An 8,048-nucleotide genomic window follows, 5' to 3' on the forward strand; every position below is an offset into this window, starting at 1 on the left:
TGCTCTGGGGTAGAATTCATGTCGGGCAAGGTGTGTTCGTGCTGATAGGGTAGGTTTTTAGATAACTCCCATTCTATCAATCACTTACGGCATTCTTGCCCCTTTTTGTGCAAAATTCAGGCTAGCAAGCCGGTTCTTCTCCGCCCACATGCCGCTGCCCGGGATTGGCCAGGAAAGCGCGGCCGAAGGCGATCAGGTCAGCTTGCCCGCTTCCTTGTTCCTTGTCTCCTTACGATTTCACCACATTTAGTCATCAACGAATTTCCAACTCGGGACACCAGAGGTTCACGCCGCGGTCACCTTGTAAATATATTGTTGGCGCACAACACCGGATATGCTCTCGCGTCACAATTTGCAGGTACACTGATTTCACTCGTTTGAGGGGAACAAGATGAAATGCATAGGCTCGCTGCTGCTGGTCTGCGGCGCCCTTGCCGGGCCGCCTCCGTCGGCGCGCGCCGAAACGCCGACGCTGCATCTTGCTAGCCTGGAATGGTTGCCTTACGTCGGACGCGATCTTCCCGATGGCGGCCTGTCCGGGGCAGTGGCCAAGGCAGTCGCTGCGCGCTTCGGTTATGGCGTCAGAATCGACTACTTACCCTGGAAGCGCGCCATGCAGACGGGCGGCAGCGATCCCGATTTCGTCGGCTACTTCCCCGCCTATCATACGGCCGAGCGGGCCCGCCAATGTCATTTCTCCACCCCGATGGGCAAGAGCACAGTGGGCCTGGCGATGCTGGCCGAGGCCCCCCTGCGCTGGCGCGTGCTGGACGATTTGGCGGGCAACAAGCTTGGTGTGGTCCTGGGCTACTCGAACGGCGACGCGTTCGACCAGATGGTCAAGAGCGGCAAGTTGTCGGTCGATGCATCGGAGAGCGACATAGTCAACTTGAGGAAGCTGCTGGCCGGCCGGATTCGCGCGGTGGTGATCGACAAAGCTGTGCTGCGCTATCTTCTCGCGTCCGATCCCACGTTGAGCAAGGAACGCACAAAGTTGCTGTTCGACGAGCGTCCCCTTGCCGAACTGACCTTGCACGTATGCTTCCAGCGCACGCCGCTGGGCCTGAAACTGAAGCAATCCTACGACGCCGCCCTGCTGCAAACCGATATTGCGAAAATCGAGAATGGGTATTTTGACCAGCTCGCCCGCAGCTTGGGTGCGGTACGCCGCTAGCCGCCACGCCCTTATCGAAAGTTTGCCTTGAAGCTGCGTTTTGCAATCGTACTGGCGGTCGCGGTCGGGCTGCTAGTGCCCGCCTCGATCAATGTCTACAGCAATCGCAGCCGTGAGCACGCAATGATGGACCGCTGGGAATTCGAGCATCGCCACGTGACTGACATTCTGGCGCTGGGGATGCAGGAACCCCTGTGGAACGTCAATGCCGATTCTGGCCGCCCCTTGCTCGCTTCGCTGTTCATGGATGAGCGCATCGTCTCCATCAAGGTACGCGATAAGAAGACCGGCGATTTCTTGTGGAAAGAGTATCCGGCGCGCCGGCACGGACGCAGTGCCCACTTGATACGCACAGTCTCGCGCGACGACATGGTGATCGGCAATGTTGCCCTGGAAATGGCCGGCGGCCTGATCGACGACGAGATCGCGGACGAGCGGCGCCACTTTGCACTGACAGTGGGCGGTGCCCTCTTGCTGTCGCTGGTCATGATCGTCGCCCTGCTGCAGCGCCGCCTGCTGGCCCCGATCAAACGCCTGATGCAGGAGTCGGCGCGGCTGGCCGAAGGCGATTTTTCGCTTCCCTTCGTCTGGCGAAGGGACGACGAACTCGGCGCCCTGGGGCGTAGCGTGGAGCATACGCGGCAGGCGCTGCAAGCCTATTTCCTTGAAATCGAGGCAAAGAACATCGTCCTCCAGGAAGAGATCGAATACCACACGCGCGCCGAACTTGAACTCCAGCGTCACCGCGAGCACCTCGAGGAACTGGTCCGTGATCGCACGGCGCAGTTGCAAATTGCCAAAGAGCAGGCCGAGTTCGCCAACAGCGCGAAGAGTACCTTCCTGGCGAGCATGACGCACGAGCTGCGCACGCCGCTCAATGCGATCCTGGGCTATGCCCAGATCCTGAAACGGAACAAGGCGCTCGACGAACGCCAGGCTGCCGGATTGAACACCATCGAGCAAAGCGGCGAACACTTGCTCATGCTCATTACTGACTTGCTCGATCTCGCCAAGATCGAGTCCGGCAAGTTTGAACTCCTGCTCGCCGCGGTCGATCTGACCGCCTTCGTCGCCGGCGCCACGCGAATTATCCAGGTGCGCGCCGAGCAGAAAGGCCTGTCCTTCGAGGTGTCCGCCCCTGACCATTTGCCGCTCGTACTACTCGACGAAAAGCGTGTGCTCCAGATCCTGCTTAACCTGCTGGGCAATGCGATCAAATTTACCGATCAGGGTCAGGTAGGCCTTCGCGTGACGAGCCCCGGCCCGGCCGGCGCCAATGGACGTCTGACACTGTGCTTTGAAGTGAGCGACAGCGGCGTGGGCATGTCCGCCGACCAGCTCGAAAGCATTTTCCAGCCTTTCGAACAGGTCGGCGACGCGCAACGCCGGCTCGGCGGTACCGGCCTCGGCCTGGCGATCAGCCGGCAACTGGCGCGCATGATGGGAAGCGAGATCGAGGTCGCCAGCGCCGCGGGCATGGGCAGCCGTTTCTGGTTCACCCTGGAAGTTGAAGCGGCGGCCGCGGCGACCGCGCCGCCGGCGGCCGAGCGCGACGTCATCGGCTACCTGGGCGAGCGCAAGACCATACTGATTGTCGACGACGTCGCGGCCAACCGGAATATGCTGGGCGACCTGCTGACCAGCATTGGCTTTGGCATCGAATTCGCCTGTAATGCCCGGGAAGCGCTCGACAGCGTGCGCGCGCGCCCTCCGCATGCCGTTCTGATGGACATCGTCATGCCCGTGATGGACGGCATCGAGGCGCCCTTGCAGATTCGCCGGCTGGCGGGTGCGGCGGCGCTGCCGATCATTGCCATTTCGGCCAGCGTCACCGAGGCAGACCAGGACAACAGCCTGGTCGCCGGCGTCGACGCCTTCATGACCAAGCCGGTGCATCAGAATGGCTTGCTGGAGACCTTGGGCCGCCTGCTCGGGGCGACGCTCTGTTATGACGAGGAAGCCGTGACAACGGAGCGGGCCGCCGTCGCAAGCGAGCTGACGCCGCCCCCGCGCGCCCAGCTGGAGCAGCTGTCCCGTCTGGCGCGCGAGGGCGACATGCGTGCCATCCGCGAATTGGCCGACGAAATCGAGCGTGCCGATGTGCGGCATGCTGCATTCGCCCGGACGTTACGCCAATTGGCCAGGGAATACCAGTCCAAAGCGCTGGTCGAACTGGCCCTACAATACGTGGAAAATAGCGCATGAAGCATGAAAGACAGACCATCCTCATCGTTGACGATGTTCCCGCCAATATCGGCGTGCTCGTCGAGTTCCTCGAAGAGAAACAATTCCGCGTGCTGGTCGCCCGCGATGGCGAAGAAGGGCTGGAGCGCTGCCGCCTGGTTCAGCCGGACCTGGTCTTGCTTGACGTGATGATGCCCGGCATCGATGGCCTGGAGACTTGCCGCAGGCTCAAGCAGGACAGCGAGACGGCCGGGATTCCCGTTATCTTCATGACCGCCATGACCGACAGCGACAACGTGGTGGCAGCCTTCGAGGCGGGAGGTGTCGACTACGTGACCAAGCCGATCCGCCTCACGGAAGTGCTGGCGCGCATCAACACGCACCTGGCCCTGCGCGAGATGCACAAGCAGCTCTCGGCCCAGAACACGCTGCTGCAAGAAACCAACGATCGCCTTCTCCAGGCCGAAAAGATGGCGTCGATCGGACAGCTCGCCGCTGGCGTCGCTCACGAGATCAACAACCCGATCGGCTTCGTCAACTGCAACTTGGGGAACCTGCAAACCTACGTCACGACCTTGTTCGGCGTGATCGACGACTTCCAGCAAGCGGCCAGCGCCACGCATGCGGTCGCGGCGCACATGGCGGCACTGAAGGAAGCGGCCGAGGTCGACTTCATCCGCCACGATTTCGCGGCACTGATGAGCGAGTCGCGCGACGGCCTGCAGCGCGTGAAAGACATTGTCCAGTCGCTCAAGGACTTCTCGCACGCCGACAATGCCGACACCGCCTTCGCCGACTTGCATCGGGGCCTGGACAGCACCCTGCACATTGTCAGCAGCGAAATCAAGAACAAGGCCGACGTCGTCAAGGAGTATGGCGACTTGCCCCCCTTCGAGTGCATCGCCTCCCAGCTCAACCAGGTTTTCATGAACCTGCTCGTCAATGCCGCCCATGCGATCGCCGCCAGGGGCGTGATCACGATACGCACCGGCCGGGCCGGGCAATGGATTTGGATCGAAATCGGCGACACGGGCGCCGGCATGAGCGCCGAGACCATCCATCGCATTTTCGACCCCTTCTTTACGACCAAGCCCATCGGCATCGGAACCGGGCTCGGCCTGTCGGTCTCGTACGGGATCGTGAAACGCCACGGCGGCCGCATCGACGTCCACAGCGAACCGGGCAAGGGCAGCCGATTTACCGTTCATCTTCCTATCCAGCGAGAGCCTCCGCATGAGCCATAGCACCACAGCGCACCTGACATTCCCGCCGCTACGCACGCTGCGCAACTCTCTGTGCGGCGGCCTGCTGCTCGCCGGCAGCGGCTTCGCCGGCGCCGCTGACGCGCCGGCCTCGCCACTCGATATCGGAGGAGCGGTACGCGTCAACTACGTCTACAAGAGTTGGCAGCACGAGCATCCGCACGGATTCGTCGGCCTCGATACAGTGCGCCTGGACGTGAAATACGACGACGGACACCTGATCGGGTCCGCCCAATACCGTTACAACCGCTTTCCTGCCGGCCAGGGTGGGTATACCAACAATTTCCTGCATCATGGCTGGGCGGGAGTGCGCTTTGGCGACAAGAGCGAACTGCATGTCGGTCTCGACAAGCTGCCGTTCGGCCTGCTCCCCTTCGCTTCCAACAACTTCTTCGAATCGATCGCCTACTATCTTGGCTACGAGGATACCTACAACTTGGGGCTCAACTATGCGTGGCGCAGCGGTCCGGTAGAATGGCGACTCGCCTACTTTCCACGCGATGGCGGCGCGTACGGTGGCGGCGGCAACACCGCGCGCGCCTCGAACCGGTATTCCTTCAACATCGTGCCGGACGATGACCAGCAAGGTTACGGGACGGGACAAGGTGACCGCGAGCGCGACACCCTGGTCGCGCGCGCGGCCTGGCAGATGGGGGGGGCGGCGAACACAGAACTTGGCCTTTCCATCCTGAGCGGCGCGATCCGCAGCAATACCGGTGCCCGGAGCCGGCGCAGCGCGGCAGCGATCCATGCCAAAGGCAGTCATGGGCCGTGGACGCTGATGGGCGAGGCGCTGTACTACACCAATGCCACGCGGCACCTGCCTGGAGAGACGTTCGGAGGGCTAGACCCGAACAGCTTTGTAATGCTGGGTGCCTTCGGCTACCCGTATCCGGTGGCAGCGAAGGGGATTGTGTACGTGGCCAACGTGAGTTACGACATCGCCGGCAGCGTGGGCCCGTTCACCAGCTTCAAAATCTATAACGACTATAGCGCACTGAAGAAGAAGAGCGGCGGCTTCAAGGGCTCGCTGCAAAATGTGACTGGGCTGAGTTTTTCCTCAGGCAAATGGTTCTTCTATGCCGACTTCATGCGCGCGAAGCACCAGCCCTATATGTCGCCAGACTTTGGCGGATTGGCGGCGGCGTCGCCGCTTCATGACAGCTTTTCGCATCGCATCAATCTTCAAGCGGGGTATTACTTCTGATTTTTCGGCGGTTCTGGCTTACACCCCCTTTCGCTGCGGCGAAAAGGGCCCATGCAGTTGCAGTTGCAGTTGCTCTTGACGTGGTTTTTTGCTGACGCACCCGGTCAACCTGCGGCAGCTGCTCGCACGGCCAGGATCGCAGCGCGCCGGGCCGAAGTGTGGACATCTGCCAGGGGTGCCCACAGAATTCGGGAAAAACAATATGACAATCATCATATATAGGGTCAAAAAAAGCCCGGCGCGGGCCTGCTCAGTCCGCATCCGGGGAAAATTGCTTCATGGTGGCCGCACACAAGGCCGCCGACAGCTTGGGGTCGTCCACCGCGCGCGCCAGCATGGTGGTGCCGATCAGGGCGCAGAGCATGACCAGCGCCTGTTCGTGGGCGCGCGGCTGGCCCCAGTCGGGCATCTGGCGGGCGAACAGGTCGATCACTTGATCCGCAAGGTGGCGGCGCGCCGCACCTCGGGCGCCTGGCGCGGCATGTCGGAGCCCAGCGCGCACACCGGGCAGCCGTTCTCGATCGCGGCAATATGCTGCGGCGACAAATACGCATCCATCAGCGCCTGCAAGGCTTGCCCCTCGGGCGCCTCGGCGGCGATGCGCGCCACCAGGGCCACCACGCCGGTGCCGTCGTAGCCGCTGCGGCGGATGGCGCGCGAGACCACTTCCACGATGCGTTCGTGGGTGGCCTCCTTGCGGCTGACGGCGGGACTGTTGGCGGGTTTCGATTTCATGACGATCATCATATTTAATATTGAACCGGGATGCACGCCGGCGCGTCAGCTTTTTACGGGCCGCCCCTGCCGATCACCGAGGCGATGATTTCGTCGTGCCGCTCGTTATCGGTCTTGTGCAGGTAGGCCGCCGTGGTGGCGATGTTGGCGTGCCCGGCCGTGTCCTGCAGGGTTTTCAGCTGCACGCCATTGTTGGCGTGGTTGGTCAGCATGCTGTGACGCAGCCAGTGCGGCGAAGCCTGGCGCAGCACGGCGGCCGTTTCGGTATCGCCCTGGCCGGCCGCGGCGCAAGCGGCCGCCGCGAACACGGCTTTGAGCGCCTGGGCGGCCGCTTCGTCGGTGATGCGCGCGAGCGAATGGTTGCGACTCGATAACACCAAGGGCGTGCGGTCGGTGCGCGCGGTTTGCGGCAGCAGGCCGAAGGCCTGGCGGTAGTCGCGCAGGGCGGCCAGCATTTCCGGCGGAACCGGCAGGCGGCGCGGCTCGTTGCCTTTGCCAATCACGTCAAGCCACCAGCGGCCATTGCCCTCGGTATAGATCGCGCCCATGTTGGCGCTGACGATTTCATTCAGGCGCGCGCCGGTGTGGGTGAACGCCACCAGCAAAAAGCGGTCGCGCGCGCGCCGCCGCCGGGCCGCCGGCGGGGCGGCGGGGCGCGCCGACACGGTGGCGAGCGCCAACGCGATCGCGTGCGGGGTCAGGTAGCGCGTGATGCGGCTGGCCACCGGCGCCCGGACGTTCTTGACGAGGCGCGCCGGATTGCGCCGCATGTAGCCGGTCTGTTCGGCAAAGGCCAGCAAACCCTTGACGGCGATCATCGCCTGGCGCCGGCTGGCGTCCGACAGCGGCCCCGTGAACGGGCGATAGCGCGGATCGGTGCGCGGCCACTTGGTGGTGGCGACCCAGTCGGGCGGCGGGTTCTTGAGGAACTCCTTGTACAGGTTCAGGTCGGCCACGCTGAGCTGGTGGAACGACCTGCCCGCTTCCTCGCGGCACCAGGTGAGAAAACGGAACAGTTCCTTTTGCGTATTGGCGATCGATTTTTCGCTCAGTTCGCCATGGGCGATGAACTCGCGGGCAATTTCGCTGTCGGTGCTGGCGTTCGTGATGGCGTCGTCGGCCACGTGGAAGATGCCGATGTCCGGGCGCTTGGTGTCGCTGGGAACGGGACCGCTGCGGGCCACCGGTTCCAGGTTGATCGGCGTAAATTTGTGCATGCGGGAAAGTTTGGATACTGTGTTAACGTACAGTATAGCAGTTCGATTACGCTGCCGTTGCCCAGGGTGTAGCACTATCTGCAATGACAGCCGGCGCGATCACTGGCCGACCGATAGTTCGTATATCTTGACATCCTCCCCTCCCTACAGGAAGGGGATTCCTACGGCGCCGCGTGATGATCTACGGGTCGCTTCGGTGGGTTCCTGCTTCATCGAGCGGCCTGACTGCGCCGACTCTCCACAGGCTAAGACGCGATGTCCTCGCGCTA

General features: G+C 62.7%; 5 protein-coding genes and 1 pseudogene. 4 read left to right on the forward strand and 2 right to left on the reverse strand.

Translation table 11 applies throughout. The features are described from left to right. Positions 1-391 precede the first annotated feature (391 nt). Genes F1735_RS31740 through F1735_RS31755 form a run of 4 tightly spaced genes read left to right on the forward strand, consistent with a single transcriptional unit; the run spans position 392 to position 5,827 of the window. Entirely contained in the window at positions 392-1,174 is a 783-nt protein-coding gene (locus F1735_RS31740; protein WP_167240784.1) for a substrate-binding periplasmic protein, read from the forward strand. Between the two features lie 27 nt (positions 1,175-1,201). Next, positions 1,202-3,379 (forward strand): ATP-binding protein, encoded by a 2,178-nt coding sequence (locus F1735_RS31745; RefSeq protein ID WP_167240786.1) that lies wholly within the window; start codon positions 1,202-1,204, stop codon positions 3,377-3,379. Beyond that, positions 3,376-4,602, forward strand: a complete 1,227-nt coding sequence (locus tag F1735_RS31750; RefSeq protein WP_167240788.1) for a response regulator — start codon at positions 3,376-3,378, stop codon at positions 4,600-4,602. The genes F1735_RS31745 and F1735_RS31750 overlap by 4 nt, the downstream gene beginning before the upstream one ends. Further along, complete coding sequence (locus F1735_RS31755; RefSeq protein WP_229506066.1) at positions 4,592-5,827, forward strand: hypothetical protein; 1,236 nt, start codon at positions 4,592-4,594, stop codon at positions 5,825-5,827. Before F1735_RS31750 ends, F1735_RS31755 begins: the two co-directional genes overlap by 11 nt. A 250-nt stretch (positions 5,828-6,077) precedes the next feature. Here F1735_RS31755 and F1735_RS31760 read toward each other — a convergent pair. Further along, positions 6,078-6,574, reverse strand: a pseudogene (locus F1735_RS31760) (TetR/AcrR family transcriptional regulator). A gap of 41 nt (positions 6,575-6,615) precedes the next feature. Further along, complete coding sequence (locus F1735_RS31765; protein ID WP_167240789.1) at positions 6,616-7,779, reverse strand: tyrosine-type recombinase/integrase; 1,164 nt, start codon at positions 7,777-7,779, stop codon at positions 6,616-6,618. Positions 7,780-8,048: the final 269 nt, after the last annotated feature.

The sequence above is a fragment of the Massilia genomosp. 1 genome, assembly GCF_011682185.1.
GTDB classification, from domain to species: domain Bacteria; phylum Pseudomonadota; class Gammaproteobacteria; order Burkholderiales; family Burkholderiaceae_D; genus Telluria_A; species Telluria_A rubra.